The 23796-nt window shown below is 55.8% G+C and carries 20 protein-coding genes; 4 read left to right on the top strand and 16 right to left on the bottom strand.

The window, feature by feature from the left end:
• The first annotated feature begins 57 nt into the window (after positions 1-57).
• Positions 58-1791: an arginine--tRNA ligase gene (gene argS / locus QQZ17_RS16510; RefSeq protein WP_152404089.1), complete on the top strand. Its 1734-nt coding sequence runs from the start codon at positions 58-60 to the stop codon at positions 1789-1791.
• A gap of 58 nt (positions 1792-1849) precedes the next feature.
• Here the strand turns inward: argS and QQZ17_RS16515 are convergent, their stop codons facing one another.
• Genes QQZ17_RS16515 through QQZ17_RS16525 form a run of 3 tightly spaced genes read right to left on the bottom strand, consistent with a single transcriptional unit; the run spans position 1850 to position 3746 of the window.
• Positions 1850-2239: a VOC family protein gene (locus tag QQZ17_RS16515; protein ID WP_152404087.1), complete on the bottom strand. Its 390-nt coding sequence runs from the start codon at positions 2237-2239 to the stop codon at positions 1850-1852.
• Between the two features lies 1 nt (position 2240).
• Positions 2241-3572: an L-fucose:H+ symporter permease gene (fucP, locus tag QQZ17_RS16520; protein ID WP_152404085.1), complete on the bottom strand. Its 1332-nt coding sequence runs from the start codon at positions 3570-3572 to the stop codon at positions 2241-2243.
• A gap of 36 nt (positions 3573-3608) precedes the next feature.
• Entirely contained in the window at positions 3609-3746 is a 138-nt protein-coding gene (locus tag QQZ17_RS16525) for a hypothetical protein (RefSeq protein WP_187696642.1), read from the bottom strand.
• A 357-nt stretch (positions 3747-4103) separates the two neighbouring features.
• On the opposite strand from QQZ17_RS16525, the gene deoC reads away from it, so the two are divergent.
• From deoC to QQZ17_RS16540, 3 genes are read left to right on the top strand one after another with little or no spacing between them, the layout of a single operon-like run.
• Entirely contained in the window at positions 4104-4853 is a 750-nt protein-coding gene (gene deoC / locus QQZ17_RS16530; protein ID WP_152404083.1) for a deoxyribose-phosphate aldolase, read from the top strand.
• Between the two features lie 52 nt (positions 4854-4905).
• The gene (locus QQZ17_RS16535; protein ID WP_152404081.1) at positions 4906-6411 is read left to right on the top strand and encodes a xylulokinase; all 1506 of its coding nucleotides are present in this window, start codon (positions 4906-4908) and stop codon (positions 6409-6411) included.
• A 52-nt stretch (positions 6412-6463) separates the two neighbouring features.
• Positions 6464-7237, top strand: coding sequence for a DeoR/GlpR family DNA-binding transcription regulator (locus QQZ17_RS16540; RefSeq protein WP_152404080.1), 774 nt, complete (start codon positions 6464-6466; stop codon positions 7235-7237).
• A 93-nt stretch (positions 7238-7330) separates the two neighbouring features.
• Here the strand turns inward: QQZ17_RS16540 and bglB are convergent, their stop codons facing one another.
• From bglB to QQZ17_RS16605, 13 genes are all read right to left on the bottom strand, one after another.
• Positions 7331-8470, bottom strand: a complete 1140-nt coding sequence (gene bglB, locus QQZ17_RS16545; protein WP_152404078.1) for a beta-galactosidase BglB — start codon at positions 8468-8470, stop codon at positions 7331-7333.
• Positions 8471-8474: 4 nt separating this feature from the next.
• Positions 8475-10058: an MFS transporter gene (locus QQZ17_RS16550; protein ID WP_152404076.1), complete on the bottom strand. Its 1584-nt coding sequence runs from the start codon at positions 10056-10058 to the stop codon at positions 8475-8477.
• 262 nt (positions 10059-10320) lie between these two features.
• Complete coding sequence (flhE, locus tag QQZ17_RS16555) at positions 10321-10713, bottom strand: flagellar protein FlhE (RefSeq protein ID WP_152404074.1); 393 nt, start codon at positions 10711-10713, stop codon at positions 10321-10323.
• The gene (flhA, locus tag QQZ17_RS16560) at positions 10713-12791 is read right to left on the bottom strand and encodes a flagellar biosynthesis protein FlhA (protein WP_152404072.1); all 2079 of its coding nucleotides are present in this window, start codon (positions 12789-12791) and stop codon (positions 10713-10715) included. Before flhA ends, flhE begins: the two co-directional genes overlap by 1 nt.
• Positions 12784-13938, bottom strand: a complete 1155-nt coding sequence (gene flhB / locus QQZ17_RS16565; protein WP_152404069.1) for a flagellar biosynthesis protein FlhB — start codon at positions 13936-13938, stop codon at positions 12784-12786. Before flhB ends, flhA begins: the two co-directional genes overlap by 8 nt.
• Positions 13939-14085: 147 nt before the next feature.
• Positions 14086-14730, bottom strand: a complete 645-nt coding sequence (gene cheZ, locus QQZ17_RS16570; RefSeq protein WP_152404067.1) for a protein phosphatase CheZ — start codon at positions 14728-14730, stop codon at positions 14086-14088.
• Between the two features lie 10 nt (positions 14731-14740).
• Entirely contained in the window at positions 14741-15130 is a 390-nt protein-coding gene (gene cheY, locus QQZ17_RS16575; protein ID WP_042318379.1) for a chemotaxis response regulator CheY, read from the bottom strand.
• 17 nt (positions 15131-15147) lie between these two features.
• Entirely contained in the window at positions 15148-16197 is a 1050-nt protein-coding gene (gene cheB, locus QQZ17_RS16580; RefSeq protein ID WP_152404065.1) for a protein-glutamate methylesterase/protein glutamine deamidase, read from the bottom strand.
• Positions 16194-17060 carry a protein-glutamate O-methyltransferase CheR gene (gene cheR / locus QQZ17_RS16585; RefSeq protein WP_042318377.1) on the bottom strand — a complete coding sequence of 289 codons (867 nt, stop codon included), beginning with the start codon at positions 17058-17060 and terminating at the stop codon, positions 16194-16196. Before cheR ends, cheB begins: the two co-directional genes overlap by 4 nt.
• A gap of 19 nt (positions 17061-17079) precedes the next feature.
• Positions 17080-18681, bottom strand: coding sequence for a methyl-accepting chemotaxis protein IV (gene tap, locus QQZ17_RS16590; protein WP_152404062.1), 1602 nt, complete (start codon positions 18679-18681; stop codon positions 17080-17082).
• Positions 18682-18725: 44 nt separating this feature from the next.
• Positions 18726-20387: a methyl-accepting chemotaxis protein II gene (gene tar, locus QQZ17_RS16595; RefSeq protein ID WP_152404060.1), complete on the bottom strand. Its 1662-nt coding sequence runs from the start codon at positions 20385-20387 to the stop codon at positions 18726-18728.
• A gap of 81 nt (positions 20388-20468) precedes the next feature.
• Positions 20469-21434, bottom strand: coding sequence for a Csu type fimbrial protein (locus QQZ17_RS16600; protein WP_152404058.1), 966 nt, complete (start codon positions 21432-21434; stop codon positions 20469-20471).
• Complete coding sequence (locus QQZ17_RS16605) at positions 21431-23785, bottom strand: fimbria/pilus outer membrane usher protein (protein ID WP_235922404.1); 2355 nt, start codon at positions 23783-23785, stop codon at positions 21431-21433. The genes QQZ17_RS16600 and QQZ17_RS16605 overlap by 4 nt, the downstream gene beginning before the upstream one ends.
• Positions 23786-23796: the final 11 nt, after the last annotated feature.

Below are 23796 nucleotides of genomic sequence, written 5' to 3' on the forward strand. Positions count from 1 at the left end.
TAATTCTTAAACTGGTGCGGTAAATAACATCCCGCTTCATCAACGTAAGGTATTCCGGTGAATATTCAGGCTCTTCTCTCAGAAAAAGTCAGTCAGGCCATGATTGCTGCAGGCGCGCCTGCAGATTGCGAACCGCAGGTTCGTCAGTCAGCAAAAGTACAGTTCGGCGACTATCAGGCCAACGGCATGATGGCAGTTGCTAAAAAACTGGGTATGGCTCCGCGACAACTGGCTGAGCAGGTGCTGACTCATCTGGATCTGAACGGTATCGCCAGCAAAGTTGAAATCGCGGGCCCTGGCTTTATCAACATTTTCCTCGATCCGGCGTTCCTGGCAAAACACGTGGAACAGGCGCTGACCTCCGATCGTCTTGGCGTGGCTAAACCAGCAAAGCAGACGGTAGTGATAGATTACTCCGCGCCGAACGTGGCGAAAGAGATGCACGTCGGCCATCTGCGTTCCACCATTATCGGTGATGCCGCCGTGCGTACCCTTGAGTTCCTCGGCCACCACGTTATTCGCGCCAACCACGTCGGCGACTGGGGCACCCAGTTCGGTATGCTGATCGCTTATCTGGAAAAACAGCAGCAGGAAAACGCCGGTGAAATGGCGCTGGCCGATCTCGAAGGTTTCTACCGTGAAGCCAAAAAACACTACGACGAAGACGAAGCCTTCGCCGAGCGCGCACGTAGCTACGTGGTAAAACTGCAGGGTGGCGACGAGTACTTCCTGCAAATGTGGCGCAAGCTGGTCGACATCACCATGTCCCAGAACCAGATCACCTATGACCGTCTGAACGTGACCCTGACCCGCGACGACGTTATGGGCGAAAGTCTGTACAACCCGATGCTGCCGGGGATCGTGGCCGATCTGAAGGCTAAAGGTCTGGCTGTCGAGAGCGAAGGCGCAACCGTGGTATTCCTTGATGAGTATAAAAACAAGGAAGGCGAACCGATGGGCGTCATCATTCAGAAGAAAGATGGCGGTTATCTGTACACCACCACCGATATTGCCTGCGCCAAGTACCGTTATGAGACGCTGCATGCCGATCGTGTGCTCTATTACATCGACTCCCGTCAGCACCAGCACCTGATGCAGGCGTGGACCATCGTGCGTAAAGCCGGTTATGTCCCGGATTCCGTGCCGCTGGAACACCACATGTTTGGCATGATGCTGGGCAAAGACGGCAAACCGTTCAAAACCCGTGCGGGCGGCACAGTGAAACTGGCTGACCTGTTGGACGAAGCGCTGGAACGTGCGCGCCGTCTGGTGAGTGAAAAGAACCCGGATATGTCGGCAGACGAGCTGGAAAAACTGGCCAACGCCGTCGGTATTGGCGCGGTCAAATATGCCGATCTGTCGAAAAACCGCACCACCGACTACATTTTCGACTGGGACAACATGCTGGCGTTTGAGGGTAACACCGCGCCATACATGCAGTACGCCTACACCCGCGTGCTGTCGGTATTCCGTAAGTCTGGTCTGGATGAAAATGATCTGGCGAACGCGAAAGTGCAGCTCAGTGAGGATCGCGAAGCGCAGCTGGCGGCCCGTCTGTTGCAGTTTGAAGAGACGCTGACCGTTGTCGCGCGTGAAGGGACACCGCACGTAATGTGTGCGTATCTGTATGACGTCGCCGGTCTGTTCTCAGGTTTCTACGAGCACTGCCCAATCCTGAGCGCAGAAAACGACGAGATCCGTAACAGCCGCCTGAAACTGGCGCTGCTGACGGCGAAAACATTGAAGCTCGGTCTGGATACATTAGGCATCGAAACCGTAGAGCGGATGTAAATGATAGCAAAAACCCGGCAACCGCCGGGTTTTTTGATGCCCACCTACCCTACTGCCGCTAACGGACAAACACATCAAACTCCAGCCGTTCACCATCGGGACCGCGAATCAGCAAGAAACGCACGTTATCTTCTTCAATCGGCCCTTCATCCAACGGATAGCCAAGCATTGCCAGTTTCCGCTGAACGGCATCAAGGTCGCTGACTTCCAGCGCAAGATGATCGATACCGCAGCGAGGGACGTCAAAAGGTGTCCCTTCGGGAAGCTGATACAGTTCAAGAACCGCCCCACCCATTTCAATGAATGCCACGTCAATATTTCCCTGCGGCGACGTTTTACTAAACCGCTGCTGGCGCTTAAAACCCAGAGGTTCGTAGAAGGCCAGCGACCGCGTTAAATTACTGACCTGATAGCCAACATGGGCAATCGTCTTGATCAACTCGCGCATGTCATACCCCCTTACGCACACACCAGAAACCGTAGAAAGCGACGTAAACAAAGCACAATAACGGGGCGATAAAGGCGATTTGCATATTGCCGCCGTTCATATCAGAGATAATGCCCATCACCAGCGGAATCACTGCGCCGCCGATAATTGACATCACCACTATCGAGCCTGCGGTTTGGGTATCTTTCCCCATGCCTTTGATGACCAGGCCAAAGTTCGTCGGCCAGCATGGTGCCATGCAGAAACTCACGAGGATAAGCGCGTACACGGCAAGCATTGAACTGTTAAACACCGCGATCAACAAAAGCCCGGTTGCCGCTAAGGCGAAGCTGCCGAGCAATAACGCCGGATTCAGGCGATTCATCAGCCAGGTGGCAACCGTTTTGCCAATGGCGTAAATCACCAGTGAGGCAAGCAACCAGTAGGTCGCTGAGTGTTCGCTCGTTCCCTGCTGTACAAGCTGAACGAAACGAATCGTGAAACTCCATACGCCAACCTGCGCTCCGACATAAAGGAACTGCGACAGTACGCCGAGACGAAAACGCGGCATTGCAAACAAGCGCTTCACGGTGGGCCCCATCTTTTCCGCAGAAACCTGTTGCTGAGATTGTGCGCCTTTACACGACGGGAATTTAATAAACACAAAAACCAGAGCCAGCACAACCAGCACCGAACCAATAATCAGATAGGGCCCGACCACCTGACTCACCATCTGATGGCGAGCCGCATCCGCAACCGCGGTCGGCATTGCCTGCAACGCTTCATGGCTGGGGTCGTTTTCACCAAAGACCATCACCTGGCCGATAAGCACGCCGGAAATGACGCCCAGCGAATTAAAGATCTGCGAGAAATTAATGCGCTGTGTGGAAGATTGAATGGGCCCCAGCAAACTTGAGTAGGTATTCGCCGAGGTTTCCAGGAAGGAGAGTCCACAGGCAATTACCCCCAGGCAGGCGAGGAACGCGCCATAGGTCATTATCTGAGCGGCGGGAACAAAAAGGAAGCACCCCAGGGCATACAGGCATAATCCAATGATAATCGCCACTTTATACGAATAGCGCTTAATCAGCGCCGCCGCAGGTAGCGCGACAAAAAAGTAGCCCAGGAAAAAAATCGACTGTACCAGCGCGGTCTGGGTATCCGTCAGATCGAACCCCTTTTTAAACTGGGCAATCAAAATATCATTCAGGTTGCCCGCCATCCCCCATAGCGCAAACAAGCAGCAAACCAGTAAAAACTGTAGCCATGGGGTATGCGATAAATAAGCGCTGGTATCCAGTTTTTCGTTCTGGACCACCGCTTTATCGACCTTATCCGTAATTAGCGTACTCATTGAGCTATCCTCGTAATGGTTTTCATATTGTAGGGTTCATGTCATTTCATCATCAGAAGCGGCACGGAAAAGATGTTCATGTTCGCCATACAGGTCTACGCGATCGTCCATTGCGTCGGCATGTCGTCTGTCGGCCCGGGAATCCCAAAAGCCCACTCGTCCCGTCAGTCCCATGTTCTCTATCCGCATCTGCGATAGGTGAAATGTCGTGACGCATAAGGCCTCTTCATTACAGCAACCAGGTGATTTCCGGGCAAAAGCAGCCCCCGCCGCACACAGCAGCGTTTCAACAATGCATGTATTAGTCGTCACAACATGACGAGTACTCAGACGATTTGACTGCCGACGTTATGCCGGTTTTTTTAAGCAGAGGTGCGCCAGACGATCTATCCGACCCATCCCCCTTCATGCCTCTTTTCTCATCCCCGCCCTGCTAATTAAAAACAAATGAAAATAAAAAAATGCTAAATTGATCACGTTATTTTCATTTGATGCGTTTTTAAATGGATTTAAGCGTTAAAACAGCGTCAAATGAAACCAATTAAAAACAAAGGGCAGGATATAACCATGAATGAAACAACCCGTCGTTTTGCACGTTTAATCGATCTGAGCGCAGTACAGGCGACCAGTACCGAAGCTGATGTCCGTGCCTCCGCCGAACTGGCAACCCGGTACAACATCATTTCCGTGCATGTACTGCCTTGCTGGACACGCTTTCTCAGCACGTTGCTACCTCAGCAAGGGACTGGAGAGGTGATGATTGGCGGGCCAGTCGGCTTTCCCGGTGGCGGGCATGCCACTGATACCAAGGTTCAGGAAGTGAGGCAGCTTATTGCCGATGGTGCTCGTGAAGTGGATATGGTGGTGAACATTGGCAAAGTGTTATCCGGGGATTATGACTATGTGCGCGACGATTTACGCCGCGTGGTGGAAGCCGCAGCGCCAGTACCGGCAAAAGTGATTCTCGAAACGCACTATTTGAACGAAGAACAGATTCGCCGCGTTTGTGATATTGCCGTAGAAGTCGGGATGAAATGGGTTAAAACCTCTACCGGTTGGGCCCCGACTGGCGCAACGGTGGAAAAAGTCAGCATTATCGCCGATCAGCTTAACGGCCGTATCGACATCAAAGGCGCCGGGGGCATTCGTGACCTGGAAACGGTCCGCGCGCTCTACCAACTGGGCGTTCGCCGTTTCGGCATGAGCCATGGCGCGGTCACAAAAGTGCTGGCTGAACTGGAGCAATATCCTGAACGTTTTCCTGAGTTGAACGCCGATTAAACCGAAGGGCTGCGGGCCTGATGGCCCGCCTGAAACGTCACCGGAGTCAGTGATGAAAGATAAAATACTCACGATCGATGTTGGCACTGGCAGTACTCGCGCAGCGATTCTGCATGTCGATGGCACAATGGTCGGCTTTGCTCAAAGAGAGTATGAGCAGACGACGCCACAGGCGGGCTGGTCAGAACAGTCCCCTTCTTTATGGTGGCAGGCCGCCTGCGAATGCGTACGCGAGGTTCTCTACCGTTATCCTGAAACGGCTTCGCAGATAGCGGTCATCGGCGTTTGCGGGCAGATGCATGGAACCGTGCTGCTGGATAATCATGGCGAGCTGGTAGAAGACAGGGCGCTATTGTGGAATGACAAGCGTAGCCAACCGCAGGTTGACGCCTTTGCTGTGCGTGAAGGGCGGGAAAAATGGCTGTCGCATTTAAATAACCCGCCCGCGGCGGCCTGGCCCGCGTTCAAATTAGCCTGGTGGCGTGAGCATAAGCCGGAAAGCTGGTCGAAAATCGCCACCATTCTTATGCCGAAGGATTACATCAATTTCATGTTAACCGGCGCGCTGGCGACCGATTATAGTGAAGCATCCTGTTATTTTCTGATGGACAGCGAGACCCGTCGATGGTCTTCACAGGCCTGCGCTCTGTTTGGCTTACGCGTTGAGCAATTGCCGACGCTGAAGTTATCCAGCGATATCATTGGATACGTGACGCCCGAAGCATCCCGTCTGACCGACCTCCCATGCGGGATCCCGGTGGTTGCAGGAACATCTGATATGGCAGCGTCCCTGCTGGGTTCTGGGGTCTATGAGCCGGGAATGGCGTCTGACTCTACGGGAACATCGACGTTACTCACGGTCGTCGCAAAGCACCCGTTACAGCATCCCCTCGTTAATAATCTTCATCTGGCTAACGCTGCCTGGGGCGGATTCACTATTCTGGATGCTGGCGGTGATGCCGTCCGCTGGGCGCGGCTGGCGCTTGCCGACAATCAGATTACGCACCCGCAGCTTTTACAGGAAGCGGCGACGGTACAGGCGGGCGCTGAAGGGCTGCTATTTCTTCCCTATCTGACGGGAGAGCGACTGGCTGAAAAAAATAACTCGCGCGCGCAGTTCTTCGGTTTGCAACGAAAGCATCGCCGCGGTCATTTATTCCGTGCGGTACTGGAAGGTGTGGCTTTTGCTTCCTGGCGCAATCTTCGCCAGTTGCAGGCGTGCGGGCAATACCCTGAACAGATGATCGCTTCCGGCGGTGGCGCACGCAGCCCGCTATGGCTTGAAATCAAAGCGGCGGCATATAATCTCCCGATATTATCTACGCGTAATCAGGAGAATGGCGTCACCGGATGCGGTATTATCGCAGGGGTTGGCGTGGGGCTGTACGCTGATTTTGCCAGCGGTGTGCGACAGACGGTTCAGTTCGACAAACTGATTTCGCCAGATCCCCGTCTGCGGGATTATTACCAGGCCTGCACTGAGCTTTTTGATACGCTCTACCAGCAGTCCACCGCCTTATATGACAGGCTGGATGTCCTGAGCGCAGGACCAGACTGAAGATAAGCCAGCGCGCTATCGTGCGGAACGCGCCGTAAATAAGAGAGGAAGAATGTTTGCAGAAGAAAGACAGGAGAAGTTGCTCAGTATTCTCAGGGAAAAACGCAAAGTCACTGTTTCTGAAATGTGCGATCTCTTTAATGTATCCGGCGCAACCATTCGAGCCGATCTCCGTCAGTTGGAAGATGAAGGGTTGCTTACCCGAACGCATGGCGGCGCCGTTCTCCGTACGCGGGCGAGTTTTGAACAGGCTTCTGACACCCGCGAAATTGTCAACCTGAGCGCTAAGGAACGGATTGGCCAGCGCGCGGCGGCGCTGGTTGAAGATGGCGATATTATTGTGCTGGATACAGGCACAACGACCCTACACATCGCGCGTAATATCCGCGATCGGCAGAACGTGACCGTGGTGACCAATGATTATCAGATCGCTCGCGAACTGGAATCCAGTCCCTCAATTCAGACCATCCTGCTGGGCGGGATCGTGAAGAAAGGATACCACTGTGTGGTGGCGATAAACGGACGATCCATTCTCGATACGCTGAACGTCGATAAAGCGTTTATGGGGACCAATTCGCTCTCGCTCAAACAGGGTGCCTGTGTGGCTGACATTATGCTGGCAGAAACAAAACGGGGCATGGTTGAGCATGCAAGCCAGGTGATTATCGTTTGCGACTACAGCAAACTGAAGAACACGTCACTGGCTCAATTTACCTCAGCAGATCGTATCAATACCCTCGTGATTGATCGCTTGCCCGATGAGGCAACAGAGTATCGCAATGCGGGTATACAGATTATTTCCCTGGATGAAGAGGCACGCCTGTAGACTTTAGCGTGGTGAAGTGCCCGGATGCGGCGACTGCCTTATCCGGGCTCCCCGTCACACCGCCCCGGAGGACGACGCGTTCCGGAGGAAAGGTCAGAAGTACTTGCGTAAATACTCCGTCAGACACAGCATCGCCATTGCCTGGCCGTAGGGCATGGACGTCAGCGGTATCGCCCGATAGAAGTCGAGATCGTGCCCCATTCCCGTACCGAAAGAGGTTTGTAGCAGTTCCCCTTGCGGTGAAATGTTCCGCACAATTCCGCGAATCGCTTTTTCCGCCACGTCGGCATATTCCGCACTGACAAACCGTTTACGCACGGCTTTTAAAATCCCGTAAGCGAACCCTGCGGTGGCGGAAGCTTCCAGGTAGGAATGCGGGTCGTCAAGCAGCGTATGCCACAGTCCGCTCTCATCCTGACAGTTCGCAAGCGCGGCAATCTGCGCATTCAGCACCTGCACCAGATAGCGGCGTACGGCGTTGTTTTCCGGCAGGTTCACCAGTTCGAGGAAGTCCGGGATAACAATGGTTAGCCAGCTATTGCCGCGTGCCCAGCGGGCGTTGGCAAAGTTATGATGTCCGTCGTAATTCCAGCCGTGGAACCACAGGCCGGTCTCCCGGTCCATCAGATTCTGTACGTGCAGCAGAAACTGATAGGTCGCCTCTTCCACATATTCAGGGCGGTTAAGCAACTGTCCAATTTTCGCCAGCGGCAGCACCGTCATCATCAGCGTGTCATCCCACATCTGCTGATGGTTCTCTTCCGCCAGCGTGATGTGCTGCATGCCGCCATGATCGGTGCGCGGCATCTCATACATCGCCCATTCCGCCCAGGCGTCGAGCCACGGCAGATAAGCCGGGTTACGCGTCTCCTCATAGCGATACGCCAGAGTCAGGAACGGCGCCATCGTGTTGACGTTTTTGGTGGTGGTCCCTTCGGCAAAACGGTCGGCGAACCAGTTGTCGATAATATCGCGCATGGTCTCGTCACCGGTCTGCTGGTAGTACTGATACATCCCGTACAGCCCAACGCCGTGCGTCCATTCCCACCCTGCCCAGCCTTTGGTGTCTATCACGCGTCCGTCGTCCAGGCGCAGCAGAAATTGACCAGTCTCGTCCTTGATGTTCACCAGATTGGTTGTCACCGTCTGAATTAACGTTTTCAGTTCTTCCCGGGAGATAAAACGTTCCGGCTGACGCAGTAATGCGCTATGTTTGACAGGCCAAACCTTCATATCCTTAACCTCTGTTGTAAGTCGAATTCAATATCGCAGCCTGCTTCAGTGAGGGAGCCGCTGGTTTGTTACGATTCAGATAACCAATGTTGTTGTTACCCCAAAGTGATTCATACGGCAGTCCGGCGAGCATCTCGACGGTGGCGCGCGCCTGTGGCGTAATGCTTTCCGGCATTGCGCAGCCTGACTCGCGCATTTTCGCCGTCTCTTCGCGCAGCGTGCTGTGGGTTTGCAAATTCAGTTTAAAGCGCAGGGAAACCAGGAAACCGCAGGCCAGCACCAGTAGCGTACCGCAGCTGAGGATCAGCAGGATGGTATGGCTGACCGCTTCAGGCTGCGTGCTCTGCCCTGAGACAAAGCCTGACATTTGCATGACAATGCCGACCAGCATCACCGCTCCAGCCTGTGACGCTTTACGCGTCAGGGTCATGATCCCAGCGAAGATCCCTTCGCGGCGCTGACCGGTAATGACTTCATCCACATCCGCAATGTAGGTGTAGGTGTTCCACGGTACATAGTTGATCCCCCCACGACCCAGACCTGCCACCGCGGAAACCAGCAGTAACAGAGAGTAGACATCGCTCAATCCGGCGTAGTAAAGCACCGCATAAGAGAGTGAACTCAGACCGAAAAGCACCACCACCATTCGGTAGGATGGCGCAGGTCCAAAACGGATACATAGCGGAATCATGGCGATGACTGCAATAAACTGGAAGATAGCCATCGTTCCAAGCAGATTCGACGCCATTGAGGCTTCCTGCATCAGGACAAACACGACGTAATAGGTAAAGACGGCGTTGAACACGTCCTGGGCAATATAGCCGCCAAGGTACATCCCCAGATGCTGGCGGAATATTTTAATACGCAGTGTAGAGCTTAACTCTACGAACAGACGATTCATGCTCTGACTGAACGTCAGGCTCTTTTTCTCTTCTTCTGCGCGCAGCGCGGCTTCTGTCCACTCTTCACGCGGACGTTCCCAGGTAAAGAACCAGACAAAGGTCAGCATCAACGCGCACAGTACCGAGAACACGAGGCTGGCATAAAAGAAGGAGATCGGGTTGTGCTTACCGAAAGCGGTTAACAAAATGCCGGGCAGGAAAGAGGCCAAAATAGCGGACATTTGCGCCATACCAATACGCGCGCCGGAAAACTTGGTTTTCTGTTTGAAATCATCGGTCATTTCCGGTACCAGCGTCTCGTAAGGCACCAGGATCATGGTATAGACAATATCAAACAGCAAATAGGTCAGCAGGTAATACCAGAAGCTCATATCCCCTACCCACATCAGTGAGTAGCTGAATACGCACGGGATCCCCAGCAAGATAAAGAATTTACGCCGACCAAAGCGCTTGCCGAGCCAGCTGGAGCCGAAGTTATCGGTCAAAAAGCCCATCAGCGGACTGACAACGGCATCCAGCACCCTTGCGGCCGCAAAAATGAAGGTCGCTTCGATGGGAGAAAGTCCGCAGAAGGTTGTATAGAAATAGAGCAGCCAGGCTGCCGTAAGCGCCGTGGTGCCTGCGCCCAGGAAATCGCCTGAGCCATAGGCGAAATAATTCACCAATCCAATTTTACGTGTTTTCATCACCGTTAACCCTGCAAATGGTTGGGGGACTCCCGGCCGGTTGGCTGCGCCAGGGGAGTACTTACACGGCTACAGTAAAAGCTTACAAAGTGGGATACCTTTTCGTTTTTGCCACCTGTTGGAGTGAAATGGCAAAAACGCAAAGAGACCGGCAACACGTGTCACCGATTTATAAAACAGCGTTTCTTTTAGATCAAAAGGTGAGGCCAAAAATGCGAGTCAGGCAGCAATTCAGTCCGCTGCCTGATGAGGAGAATAACCGTTATTGATAGTTCACAATCACCTGATTGCTCTGGACTTTTAATGCGGGAATTAAACGACCGCCGCCGGGAACTTCCCAGATGAAACGCAGCGGTTCAACGGCGGGCACATTGCTAAATGCCATCGTTGTGCCGCTCTGTCCCTCTATCTCCACGCAGCGGGATTGCGAGCATAAGCGCACCCGTAAGCCAGCAGGCGTCGGGCCATTCAGCTCATAACGCCAGGCGACCAGCGTCATCAGACCCGAGACGGGCTGGCTGGATGAAAGCGGCGCCGACGACGCTGACACACCACGATGATTCAGAGTAATACCGATGCTGCTGGCCTGCCACGCCCCTTCCCCGGCAGCCTGTAACGTCAGCGGGAAGAGTAACAGCCAAAAGAGTTTGCGCATTATTTACCTCCAATAGTCGCCGTCATGCGGATGTTACGGTTATCGGACAACTCCATGTTCGACAGCACCACCAATTGCGGCAGGCTGCGGCGCAGGAAACGTGACAGCAATGGACGCAAGGCATGGTTAACCAACAGCACCGGTGGCGCGCCCAACATCTCCTGACGAGACAGCGCCTCCTGGGTTTGCGCCAACAGACGGTCGGCAAGACCCGGCTCCAGTCCACCGCCGCCCTGTAGCGCCTGCAACAGCAGACGCTCCAGCGCGGTGTCGAGGCCAATCACACTGACTTCATGGTTACCCGGGAACCACTGCTGAGTAATGGCGCGACCCAGCGCCACCCGAACCACCGCAGTGAGTTCATGCGGATCGCTCTGCAACGGTGCATGTTCTGCCAGCGTTTCCAGAATGGTACGCATATCGCGAATCGGCACTTTTTCGTCCAGCAAATTCTGCAACACTTTATGCAGCGTGGTCAGGGTTACCACGCCAGGCACCAAATCTTCGGTCAGCTTCGGCATATCCTGTGACACGCGATCCAGCAGTTGCTGCGCTTCCTGGCGACCGAACAGTTCAGACGCATACTGACCGATCAGGTGATTCAGATGGGTGGCGACCACGGTACTGGCCTCCACCACGGTAAAGCCCTGAATCTGCGCCTGTTCTTTTAGCGCGCTTTCGATCCAGATAGCGTCCAGGCCAAATGCCGGATCAACCGTCTGCTCGCCCGGTAATGTGCCGGCCGCGGTACCAGGGTTGATCGCCAGCCAGCGTCCCGGATAGGCGTCGCCGCTGCCAATCTCAACGCCTTTCATCAGAATGCGGTAATGCGCTGGCTGGAGATCCATATTGTCGCGGATGTGCACCACCGGCGGCAAAAAGCCCATGTCCTGGGCGAACTTTTTACGAATACTGCGGATACGCCCCAACAGTTCGCCATCCTGCTGAAAATCGACCATCGGGATCAGGCGATAGCCCACTTCCATGCCAAGCGAGTCTTCCAGTTGCACATCGTTCCAGGTGGCTTCCACCACCGAATTATTTTCCGGAACTTTAGTTGGCTGCGGCTCGGCAGGCGCCTTCTGTTCACGGCCCCGGATCCACCAGGCCAGTCCCAGCAGCGCAGCGGTAAACATCAGGAAGACGAGGTTTGGCATCCCCGGTACCAGCCCCAGCAAACCCAGTACCGCGGCACTGAGCAACATCACCCTGGGGTTACTGAACAGTTGCCCGACCATCTGCTCGCCAACGTCCTGATCGGTACTGACGCGGGTGACGATGACGCCCGCCGCCGTTGAGATCACCAGCGCCGGGATCTGCGCCACCAGACCATCACCGATAGTCAGCAGGGTATAGCTTTCCGCAGCATGCCCCATGGACATACCGTGTTGCAGCACGCCCACCAGCAGACCGCCCACGACGTTGATCACCATAATCAGAATACCGGCGATAGCATCACCGCGAACAAACTTACTCGCACCGTCCATCGACCCGTAGAAGTCGGCTTCCTGGGTCACTTCAGAACGACGCTTTTTCGCTTCATCTTCGCCGATAAGACCGGCGTTAAGGTCAGCGTCAATCGCCATCTGTTTACCCGGCATTCCGTCAAGGACAAAGCGCGCGCCCACTTCGGCGATACGCCCGGCACCTTTGGTGATGACCATGAAGTTGATGATGACGAGGATGACGAACACCACGATACCGATGGCGAAGTTGCCACCGACCAGGAAGTGGCCGAACGCTTCAACCACCTTCCCCGCTGCCGCCGCACCGGTGTGCCCTTCCATCAAAATGATACGGGTGGAGGCCACGTTCAGCGCCAGACGCAGCAGCGTGGTAAACAGCAGAATGGTCGGAAACGCGGCAAACTCCAGCGTACGCTGGGTGAACATCGCCACCAGCAGCACCATAATCGACAGCGCGATGTTAAAGGTAAACAGCAGGTCAAGGATGAACGCCGGCAGCGGCAGGACCATCATCGACAGGATCAGCAGGATGAGGATCGGCCCGGCAAGGATCTGCCACTGCGTGTTTTTTATGTTGTTGGGCAGGCGCAGCATCGCGACCAGATTAGCCATCAGTAGTCTTCTCGTTCATAAAATCCAGAGCTTCAGGCACCGGAAGATTTGCAGGTTGTGGTGGACGTTCCCCACCGGCGAGTCGCCAGCGTTTAAGCTGCCAGACCCAGGCCAGCACTTCCGCGACGGCGGCGTACAGTTGCCCCGGGATCTGCTGACCAATCTCAGCATGACGATAAAGCGCACGCGCCAGCGGCGGCGCTTCAAGCGTGGGAATTTTGTTCTCGGCACCGATCTCACGAATACGTAACGCCACAAGTCCAGCCCCTTTCGCCACCACTTTCGGCGCGCTCATCTTGTTCTCGTCGTACTGAAGCGCCACCGAATAGTGCGTCGGGTTGGTAACGATGACATCGGCATTGGGGACGTCGCTCATCATGCGTCGACTCGCCGCCTGGCGCTGCATCTGCCGGATACGCCCTTTCACGTGAGGGTCGCCTTCGTTCTGTTTAAATTCGTCGCGGATATCCTGGCGTGACATGCGCAATTTTTTCAGATGGCTCATGATCTGGAAAATCACGTCGAATCCGACCATCGGAATCACGCCCAACACGACCAGCAGCGCACACAGCCCGACGAGATCCATCGCGTTGCCCATCGCCGTACGCGGGGACTCCGCCATCAAACGCATCATCTCCGGCCAGTTGTGCCACAGATACAGCGCCGTCACGCTGCCCACCAGCGTGGATTTCAGAATCGCCTTCAGCAACTCCGCCCCCGTCTGCGCCGAGAACATACGTTTGATGCCAGGCAGTGGGTTGAGCTTGGAAAATTTGGGTTGCAGCGATTTACCGCTAAAGACCAGACCACCGAGCAGAACCGGCGAGATCAGCGCCACCAGCACCACGCCGGTGATCAGCGGCAATAGCGCGATCATCGCTTCTTTAATCAGCAGTATGATTTGCCCGAGAATCAGATTGGGGTCATTGACCATGCTGTGGTCAAAGCGCAGTCCCGCTGACAACATGCCCGACAACCGTCTGGCCAGCGACTCGCCGCCAATCCAGATAATGCAGACGCCCACCAGCAAAATCAGCAGTGACGTCAGTTCTCTGGAACGGGGTATCTGCCCTTCTTCCCGCGCTTTTTCAAGTCGGTGGGGGGTGGGGGCTTCTGTTTTGTCGTCGCTCTCGCTCTCTTCAGACACGCATCAGATCCTGGATGGGCTTATGAGCGAAAATGATGCCAGAACAACATTGAGTTAATGGCAAGAGTAAGCAGCAAAAAAGGCAGGGTTTATGGCCTTAAGCCAGATAGCCGGATGGGAGAAACTCGCCATCCGGCCAGTGGGAAATCAGAAACCTAAGCTGTCCAGCAAGTCATCCACCTGGTCCTGGCTGGCGACCACACCGGCTTTACTGGTATCGACCTGCGGCCCATTCAGCAGGCTCTCGCTTTCGCGTTTAGGCCGAGCGCCCTGCTCCGGAATGTTTTCCAGCAGCACCATCAGCAGCTGACGTTCAATTTCCTGAATCACATCCATCATGCGCTTGATCACCTGACCGGTCAGATCCTGGAAATCCTGCGCCATCATGATGTCGAGCAATTGCGCGTTGGTGAAACTGGTATGTCCCGGCACATCACCGAGGTATTTGCGCGTATCCGTCACCAGTTCGCGGGCGTCAGAGAGCTCAATTGGGTTTTCGAACCACTCGTCCCAACGCTTGCTCAGCGCCTTCGCCCCTTTCTCCATTTCGTCCTGATGCGGCTGGGAGGCCTCAACGCTGTTCAGGGCGCGTTCAGCCGCCTGCGCGGTCATCTGTACCACATAGTCCAGACGATCGCGGGCATCGGGAATGGCCTCTGCCGCTTCGGCAATGGCCTGATCCAGTCCCAGTTCGCGCAGACTGTCACGCAGCATACGGGTCAGGCTACCAATGCGGGCAATGATATCCCCGGCAGAATGTTCATCTACGGGTTTAATCGATGGTTGCATCATGGTCAGCCCCTTACATGCCCAGTTTCTCAAAGATTTTATTAAGCTTTTCTTCCAGCGTCGCCGCGGTGAACGGTTTCACCACGTAGCCGCTGGCACCGGCCTGCGCTGCGGCGATAATGTTCTCTTTCTTCGCTTCTGCCGTCACCATCAGCACCGGCAGTGAGGACATCCCACCGTCCGCGCGGATAGTTTTCAGCAACTCGAGACCGTCAATGTTCGGCATGTTCCAGTCGGAAATCACAAAGCCAAACCCACCTGCCTGCAGTTTATTCAACGCATCGGCGCCATCTTCGGCCTCTTCCACGTTGTTAAATCCCAGCTCCTTAAGCAGGTTACGCACGATGCGGCGCATGGTGGAAAAGTCATCCACAACCAAAAATTTAAGCTCTTTATCCGCCATAAAAAATTACTCCTGATTCAAATACGTATTGCCTGTCCGGCACTGATTTTCGCCAGCATCTGCTGGCTTACCTGACTAAGATCGACCACTTCGCTGACGCCACCCATATTGATGGCTTCGCGCGGCATGCCGAACACCACACAACTTGCTTCATTTTGCGCAATCGTCCAGGCACCCGCCTGGTGCATCGCTAACATTCCGGCAGCGCCGTCGTTGCCCATTCCCGTCAGGATCACTCCGACGGCATTGCGCCCCGCATGAATCGCTACCGAATGAAACAGCACATCCACCGACGGTCGGTGCCGGTTAACCGGCGGACCGTCATGAATTTTGATTTGATAGTTTGCCCCGCTGCGCGACAGCTCCATATGCTTGTCGCCCGGCGCAATGTAGGCATGCCCCGGCAGAACGCGCTCGCCGTCCTCCGCCTCTTTCACGGCTATCTGACACAGTTTGTTCAGACGCTCGGCGAACGAGCGGGTAAAGCCTGGCGGCATATGCTGCGTAATAATGACCGCCGGACTGGAGAGCGGCAGCGGTTGCAGCACATGGCGAATGGCCTCGGTGCCGCCCGTTGAGGCGCCAATCGCAATCAGCTTTTCCGAGCTGAGCAGCGGACCCGCTTTTAAGGTCACCGGAGCCTCGAGCGGTTTATGGGCCGTCAGACGCGCCCGCGACGCCGTACGCACTTTCTCCGCAATCATCTCGCTGTAGGCCAGCATCCCTTCACGGATCCCCAACTGCGGCTTAGTGACAAAATCAATCGCCCCCAGTTCCAGCGCCCGCAGCGTCACTTCCGACCCTTTCCCCGTCAGCGACGACACCATCACCACCGGCATCGGACGCAGTCGCATCAGCTTTTCAAGAAAATCAAGGCCGTCCATCCGCGGCATTTCGACGTCCAGCGTCAACACGTCAGGGTTATATTTCTTGATTAAGTCTCGGGCGACGAGTGGATCCGGCGCGGTTGCCACCATCTCCATATCGCTATGGCTATTAATAATTTCAGTCATGATTTGGCGCATCAATGCAGAATCATCGACCGACAACACCCTGATTTTACTCATGCTTTACCCTTACTTAGCGCATAAACCGTTTGCCCGCGCAGGCTAAAGTCGCGCACGAGGTTACTAAAGTTCTCTGAATGCCCGGCAAACAGCAGACCATCAGGCTTAAGGAGAGGGACAAAACGGCGCAGGATGTCCTGCTGCGTCGTTTTATCGAAATAGATCATTACATTGCGACAAAAAATAGCGTCAAACGGCCCCGGCACGTTGTACTGCTTATCAAGCAGGTTAATCACGGAAAACTCGACGTGGCTTGCCAGTTCCTGACGCACGCGTACCAGCCCATCATGCGGGCCCGTTCCGCGCATGAAATAGCGCTGTAGCTGCTGCGGCGACAGGGTCTTCAGTTCGTCCAGCCGATAGATCCCGCTGCGGGCCTTTTCCAGCACTTCGGTGTCGATATCGCTGGCAAACACCTTCCAGCGTCCCGGTGCCGTACCCAGCGTATCGGCCAGCGTAATGGCGATACTGTACGGCTCTTCACCGGTCGATGCCGCGGCGCTCCAGACCCGATATTCGCCGCTGTGGCGACGGGCACTTTCCGCTAATACTGGAAAGTGGTGCCCTTCGCGGAAGAAGGCTGTCAGGTTGGTGGTCAACGAGTTGATAAAAGCCTGCCACTCTGCGCTGCTTTGATTGGCTTCCAGCACGCTGAGATAGTCGCCAAAATCATCCAGCCCCAGCGTACGCAGTCGACGAACCAGGCGGTTATAAACCATATCCCGCTTGTGGTCCGCCAGCACGATCCCCGCGCGCTGGTAGATTAATTGACATATCCGACGAAAGTGCGCGTCAGACAGCGCAAGGCGCTGGGTCATCTGTAACAATAATGACGTTTGCCCGTTGGGCAGAGATGATGTCATAGCGCCTTCTCAATCACATTCAGGATACAACGGGCACAGCCTGCAGCGGTGCCGATTCTTGGTGTGTTACTACGTGTTCTTCCAGTTTGAAAACCGCCACGCGGGCTGACAGCGAGTCGGCCTGATGCGCGAGTTGGTCGGTAGCCGCGGCGGCTTCTTCCACCAGCGCGGCGTTCTGCTGCGTCACCTGGTCCATCTGCGTGACCGCCTGCGCCACCTGTTCAATCCCTCTGCGCTGTTCGTCTGACGCCGAGGCAATCTCGCCCATGATGTCGTTGACCCGCGTTACCGAGCTCACGATTTCCGTCATGGTGTGTGCAGCGGTATTGACGAGTTGTGATCCCTGGTGGACGCGATTCACCGACTCTTCAATCAACCCTTTAATCTCTTTCGCTGCCTGAGCGCTGCGGCTCGCCAGGTTGCGCACCTCTCCGGCAACCACGGCAAATCCACGCCCTTGCTCACCGGCCCGCGCCGCTTCAACCGCCGCATTCAGCGCCAGAATATTGGTCTGGAAGGCAATGCCGTCGATCACCCCGATGATGTCGCCAATCTTTTGCGAACTGGCGGCAATCGCCTGCATCGTACTGGCGACGTTCGTGGCCTGATCGCCACCGGTTTTCGCGGTGTCGGCCGCGCTTTTTGCAAGCACTGAAGCCTGACGCGCGTTGTCGGCGTTCTGACCGACGGTGGCGGTCAACTGCTCCATGCTGGCCGCCGTCTGTGCCAGCGACGCCGCCTGCTGCTCGGTGCGTGAGGAGAGATCGTTATTGCCCATCGCAATTTCGGAAATCCCGGTATGCATCGCCAGACTGCCCTGACGCACGTCGCTGACGGTTTCCCGCAGCGCCTGTTGCATCGCCTTCAGGCTGGCGAAGATCGCCGAAATCTCATTACGCCCGTAGACCGCGATCGGACGCGCCAGGTTACCGTCGGCAATGCTGTCAAAATGACTGCCGATAATCGCCAGCGGCTGGACGATCATTTTACGTGACCAGAACAGCGCCCCGGTTGTTAACAGTGCAGCAATAATCACCATGCTGATAAAGATCGCCGCTGACATGTGATAGTTGTTCTTGCTCTGTTGCCCCGCCACCACCAGCACATGATTAATGTTCTGCTGCCAGGCGTTAAAATTAACGTCAAAGGCGTCCTGCGACGCCTGCACCGGCGCGGTCAGGAAGTCTGACAGCTGGTTGTTCTCAAGCCAGGTGGCCTGATGCTCCAGATCGCTGTGCCACTGGGTGAAGCTTTTCTCCGTTGCGTCCTGCAAGGCTTTCCCCTCCTGGGTATTCACCGCTATCGCCCTGAAGCTGTTAAACAGCGTGCCGGATTGCGCCAGACTTTCGCGCGCGATAACCATCAGACTTTTGATGTCATCGGGCGGATAGCTCAGTGCTGTTAACGTCCCGGCCTTGTTCAGGGCGGTACTCGCCTGTAATAAAACGGCGCGCGTTTGTGCCAGCGCCGCGCGTTGCTGATTACTCTGCTCGACCTGATTCAGGCTCTGAAAACCGTCCCGAAATGCCCAGAAAGACAAGCCATTACTGCCGATCTGCAATACACCACAGAGGATCAAAATCAAAAACAGCGTGGTCGAGATTCGAATACGATTAAACATCAACGCTCCCATCAGGCGGCAACGGCCGCAGTGTTAAAGTTCGGTCAAAATGTTTCCCAGTTAGTATCATGCTCCATGCTTAACGAAGGCTTCTGCGCCGTGCGTGACACGTCCGCAGAAGTCCGTTCTTCTTTGGTTTTTACCGCGAAGGGACGCGCGGCAAGACGAAATGCAGACACCGCCATCGTCAAACGGCTGGCCTGTTCTTCCAGCGCGGCGGCAGCGGCAGCAGATTCCTGCACCAGCGAGGCGTTTTGCTGCGTCACGCGGTCCATTTCAGAAACCGCCAGCGCCACCTGATCGATGCCACGACTTTGTTCATCTGAGGCCGAGGCGATTTCGCCCATAATGTCGGTCACGCGGGTCACCGCATTGACGATATCGTTCATGGTCTCGCCCGCGCTCTCGACCAGCACGGAGCCGGTATCCACGCGCGAAACAGAATCTTCAATCAGCGCTTTGATCTCTTTTGCCGCCTGCGCACTGCGACTGGCCAGGTTACGTACTTCGCCCGCCACCACCGCAAACCCACGCCCCTGCTCGCCTGCCCGCGCGGCTTCCACCGCCGCGTTCAGCGCCAGGATATTGGTCTGGAAAGCAATACCGTCGATGACGCTGATGATGTCGGCAATCTTCTTCGAGCTGCCGGCGATTTCGTGCATCGTTTTGACAACGTTATCCACGACTTTGCCGCCGTGCTGCGCGGTTTCCGACGCGCTCTGCGCCAGTTGCGACGCCTGACGGGCATTGTCGGCGTTCTGTTTCACCGTCGCGGTCAACTCTTCCATGCTGGCAGCCGTTTCTTCCAGCGCCGACGCCTGTTGCTCGGTTCGCGATGAGAGATCGGTGTTGCCGGTGGCAATTTCCGTCGTGCCGGAGTAAATAGCATCCGATCCTTCGCGCACCTGCGTCACGGTCTCCACCAGCGAGCGCTGCATGTGATCGACGCTGCTGGCCAGTTCACCAATCTCATTACGTCCGGCGAAGGTCAGGGTATTGGTCAGGTTTCCGCCTGCGATTTCACGAATATGAGCGATGACCCGGGCAAGCGGGTTGAGCAGCGTTTGACGAATGCCGTACCACACCACCACCAGGATCAGCACCAGCACCACCGCCAGGATGGCGAGTTGCCACTTCGCAAACTGGTAATCGCGCGCGCTTTCATCAAACGCCTGGAGATAGAGTTTTTCGCTGACGCTGGCGTATTTGCTCTTCGCGTCGCCGAGGCCGTTTTGCATGCCCTGCGTGGGCTGTGCGAAAAATGCATCCATGTTGCCGTTTTCAAGGAACTGCACCAGTTCAGTTAAACCGGCAAAATATTTCTGGTATTTTTCGTCCACATCGCTGCTGACCTCCGCCATTTCCGGCAGAGGGGCAAACGATTTAAACCTGCCGTAATGCTCCGCCGCCTGGGCGAGCGACGCTTTCGCGCCCTTCAACAAGTCAGTTTTTGCGCTGCTCTGCTGGTTGTTCGCATCCATCATCATGCGTGCTGATGAACGGCTGAGGTTGATACGCGTTTGCAGCATCAGATCCCATGTCGAGGTCAGTTCACTTTGCTGTTGGCGTAGATCGTTAGAAATAACAAAACTTTTTTGATTCTGCTGCAAAGACGAAAACAGCAAACCACCAGATACAAGCTGTAGCAGTGCGAAAACCCCCAGCACCATCATCAGCATTGTGACAACGCGGATACGGTTAAACATAAGGCACCTTCCTGAAAACGAGTTATCAACGTTATCGGCACCCTGGATAAGAACTTTACGTTTGCGAAAGGGAAATCCAGCTCAGAAGGCGATATCCACCACCACCGTGTCGGTGTAAGTCCCGGCGGGAGGCGTGGACTGGCTGGGTAACACGACGGCGGTGTAGTTGTAGGTTCGCAGCAGACCATCGCTGCTGGTGGAGGATGAGGCGCTGCTGGTCCAGCGCTCCGCGCCGACGCTGCCCCATCGGTTGGTGGTGCTCGCTTTGTAAATTTCGTAACTCAGGCGATTGTTGCCGCTCGCCATATTGCGCACGTTGCCATTAGCGTAACTGCCATTATTAATCCCTACCGTGTAGCTGCTGCCTTTAGTGCAGGTAATCGAGACCGCCTGCGAGATCGCCGGGAAATTTTTCACCAGCGGCGCGCTGCCGAAATTGACATTCGGTGCATTAATGGTGATGCAGTCATTGGTCACCGTCAGGTTAAGCTGCATTGTGGTCGCGACCGTATTGGTTTGCGTGGTGACGCACAGTCCCAGAGCCCCCACCTGACAGATGTTGTAATAAACATTGAAATTGAGCGTCACCTGATACGGTCCGGCGCTGACGTTCTGTCCGGTGCTGGTACGAAAGAAGAGCGGCAGGGTAAAGCGTGTGGAACCTAACAGCGCTAACAGCGTACTCCCACTCCAGGTATAGCTGCTGCCGATGGCCACCTCACTGTTGCTGGCGCAACCGGACAGACCGCACAGACGAACCGGGATCGCATCCGTCACCGTGGTATTGTCCGTGCGCTTGAGACTGGCGCGGGTGCCTGCCGACACCGTTGCCCCGGTATACGTCAATGTCACCGTATCGTTATTTAATAGCCCCAGTACCACATCACATTGCACCAGCAGATTGGCGCTGGTCGCCTGCTCGGTACTGTTGACAGTAAACGAAGAGACGCTGCCAAATGCCCCCGCCGCGGTGTTCACGGTACAGGCCGCCCACGCTCCAGGCGCGGCCATCAATATCAGCAACAGCAGCAGCGCGCGTCCAGTCATCCGCCCCCCTGATGACAGACCAGCGGCCCGTAGGTCTGGAGCTTATGTTCAGGATTGGCCGTCAGTGAAAAGCGGGTTTTGCAATGCAGGCCGTCCGGCGTGACGACACGCAGTGGATTCACCGCATCGAGATTCTCCAGCCAGACTATCCCGTCGTAACCGACCACAGCGGGCGATTTGTTATCGCGCATAACCTGGCTTGCCACCGGCAGCGCGTGCCCGTTTTCATCATGCAGAATGACGCTTGCTACCCGCTCCTGTTCCATCGGGAAATCAACCAGGTATCCGCTCTGGCGACGCAGCGCCACTTTCCGTTCGGTCTCCTTCAGGCGGGTATCGGCAGGCAGATTGAGCGTGTTAATGCTGTAGCTAGCCGGGTAGTAGGCGGAGACGCCGCTTATCAGCAAATAGCCCCGATCGTTGGTGTGACCAACCGGCTGGTTTTCGTAATTGACCGGGACATCAGGGTGCCCGCCGGTGCTGACCACCACAAAGGCATCGTTGATTTTATTGGCGGCAAACAGTTGGTTTTCCATGAAGACCAGCGATCCCATCGCCTCACCCCACCAGGTCATGGCGTCGCTTTCGCCGTAGGTTCCGCCCTGTAATTCGATATTTCGATTCCGCCAGCCCAGCGTCGCCTGCTGATAATCCCGTGCCTGAGACTGGCGCGCCCATGCCAGATTCCAGCTAAACCCGCCGTCAGTCGGCATTGAGTGATTGTAATTAATGCGCTGTGTCTGACCGGCATCCGGCGTTTTCTCCATCGACACCGCCGCGCTGTCCCGCTCGCCCAGCGGGATCTGCACCGACATCGCTAGCGTCCAGTCGCCCTGCTGATTGTCGCGACTGGCAGACAGATAAAGACTGCTACTCCCCCACAGGCTCCGGCTCCAGGAAAGATTCAGCAGTTCTGTTTTCTGTGAGTCAAAACTGCGGATCCCAATCCATGCCGCGCCGATATTGCCAAACTCGCCCATGTTGAACGTCAGCGAATACTGATCGCTGCGCTGGCTTAACGAGGCCAGCGGTTGATTGTCGTTATCCACCAGCGGGGTCTGATCGTACAGCGCCAGATTGCCAAAACCGCGCTCACGGCGGGAGTGTTGGGTGGCCACGCTAAATTCGGCGGTGCTGTACTGATAGCCCCAGTTAATCTGATTGCCGTGATTACCGCGCATCCGGCTTTCCGTCCAGGCGCCATTGATTACGCCAAGTCGGCCCAGCTTGACCAGCGAACCCATGCCGCCCAGCGCCAGTTCTTCCGCTCCCTCGGCGTGGCCCTCAAGCGTCAGATAGTCATTCACCCCGTAGCGGTAGCTTGCGCTACCGACCGCCGGACCGTAATCAAAATTGTCGATGCCGTAATTGCGGCGCAGGCTGCCCAGCGTGACCGCCCCGTCGCTGACGCCTGTTTTGAGCAAATTACTGGCGACATAAAACGGTAAAGTCGTACTCACCTGGCGACCCAGCGCGTCACGGGTCACCAGCACCGCGTCGCCGGCACCATTAATGTAGGGCAAATTAGTGAGGGTAAACGGCCCCGGCTGGAGTTCCGTTGAACCGGCACGATAACCGTTGATAAACAGGTCTACCGCCGTCGGCACCGCCGCCTCACCGGAAAATTCAGGCAAAGGCCAGGTCACCAGATCCGGACGCAACGAGAAGTCGCGTCCCCACGACACACCGCCCACCCGCACGCTGTTGCTCCAGCTCAGGGCGTCGCTTATCACATCCCCCACCCGCCATTGCGTGGCATCTGCCTCATGGGTCGCGGTGAACACGGTATCGTAGCGCACGTATCCGTCCTGCCGATCGCCATCCCCGGCCAGAATGTGCCGCACGTAGCCCGTTGACGAGAGCGAACCCACATCGTTAAAGAAGCGCAACTCGTGCCAGATGGAGGCCTGGCTGTCGCCGTTTTGCGAGTGGCTACTGTAGAAGTCGTAATTAAGCAGCGCCCCGCGGCCGTTGCGCGCCTCGTTTACTCTGGCTTCACCGCCGAATGGCGTTGCGCGTTCGGGTAGCCAGTCCTGCGGTACGCTCAGCAGCAGGCGCTGCCCGCGACTGTCGTATTGCGTCGTAACCTGCGGTAAGCGCGAGACATTGATCTCGCCCTGCGAAAGGTGTTCTGCGGGAAGCCCGGCCTGCAGTAGATCGTCTCGGCTAACGTAGAACTCCCCCGCCCGCTGGATCACCGGCACCACTCGCTGCGTGTCGTAATGGTTTACGATCAGCGCCAGATGAAAAACCGCTTGCTGATTGATAGCGCGGGCATCGGGCGGCGGCGGGAGCGCATCATCCCCCGACTCCGCGCGACAAATTCCGCTGGTGATAAGAAAGGTCGTCATCAGTAAGCCGC

The sequence above is a fragment of the Citrobacter sp. T1.2D-1 genome, assembly GCF_950098555.1.
Classification (GTDB): Bacteria; Pseudomonadota; Gammaproteobacteria; order Enterobacterales; family Enterobacteriaceae; genus Citrobacter_A; species Citrobacter_A telavivensis.

Excerpts from the sequence above, each read along its gene's own strand:
- bglB (WP_152404078.1), bottom strand. The coding sequence starts at position 8,470 with ATGAAGGTTTGGCCTGTCAAACATAGCGCATTACTGCGTCAGCCGGAA.
- tar (WP_152404060.1), bottom strand. The coding sequence starts at position 20,387 with ATGTTTAACCGTATCCGCGTTGTCACAATGCTGATGATGGTGCTGGGG.
- cheY (WP_042318379.1), bottom strand. The coding sequence starts at position 15,130 with ATGGCGGATAAAGAGCTTAAATTTTTGGTTGTGGATGACTTTTCCACC.
- flhE (WP_152404074.1), bottom strand. The coding sequence starts at position 10,713 with ATGCGCAAACTCTTTTGGCTGTTACTCTTCCCGCTGACGTTACAGGCT.
- QQZ17_RS16600 (WP_152404058.1), bottom strand. The coding sequence starts at position 21,434 with ATGACTGGACGCGCGCTGCTGCTGTTGCTGATATTGATGGCCGCGCCT.
- tap (WP_152404062.1), bottom strand. The coding sequence starts at position 18,681 with ATGTTTAATCGTATTCGAATCTCGACCACGCTGTTTTTGATTTTGATC.
- flhA (WP_152404072.1), bottom strand. The coding sequence starts at position 12,791 with ATGGCTAATCTGGTCGCGATGCTGCGCCTGCCCAACAACATAAAAAAC.
- QQZ17_RS16535 (WP_152404081.1), top strand. The coding sequence starts at position 4,906 with ATGAAAGATAAAATACTCACGATCGATGTTGGCACTGGCAGTACTCGC.
- QQZ17_RS16515 (WP_152404087.1), bottom strand. The coding sequence starts at position 2,239 with ATGCGCGAGTTGATCAAGACGATTGCCCATGTTGGCTATCAGGTCAGT.
- QQZ17_RS16525 (WP_187696642.1), bottom strand. The coding sequence starts at position 3,746 with ATGGGACTGACGGGACGAGTGGGCTTTTGGGATTCCCGGGCCGACAGA.
- cheZ (WP_152404067.1), bottom strand. The coding sequence starts at position 14,730 with ATGATGCAACCATCGATTAAACCCGTAGATGAACATTCTGCCGGGGAT.
- QQZ17_RS16550 (WP_152404076.1), bottom strand. The coding sequence starts at position 10,058 with ATGAAAACACGTAAAATTGGATTGGTGAATTATTTCGCCTATGGCTCA.
- QQZ17_RS16605 (WP_235922404.1), bottom strand. The coding sequence starts at position 23,785 with ATGACGACCTTTCTTATCACCAGCGGAATTTGTCGCGCGGAGTCGGGG.
- QQZ17_RS16540 (WP_152404080.1), top strand. The coding sequence starts at position 6,464 with ATGTTTGCAGAAGAAAGACAGGAGAAGTTGCTCAGTATTCTCAGGGAA.
- cheR (WP_042318377.1), bottom strand. The coding sequence starts at position 17,060 with ATGACATCATCTCTGCCCAACGGGCAAACGTCATTATTGTTACAGATG.
- cheB (WP_152404065.1), bottom strand. The coding sequence starts at position 16,197 with ATGAGTAAAATCAGGGTGTTGTCGGTCGATGATTCTGCATTGATGCGC.
- fucP (WP_152404085.1), bottom strand. The coding sequence starts at position 3,572 with ATGAGTACGCTAATTACGGATAAGGTCGATAAAGCGGTGGTCCAGAAC.
- deoC (WP_152404083.1), top strand. The coding sequence starts at position 4,104 with ATGAAACCAATTAAAAACAAAGGGCAGGATATAACCATGAATGAAACA.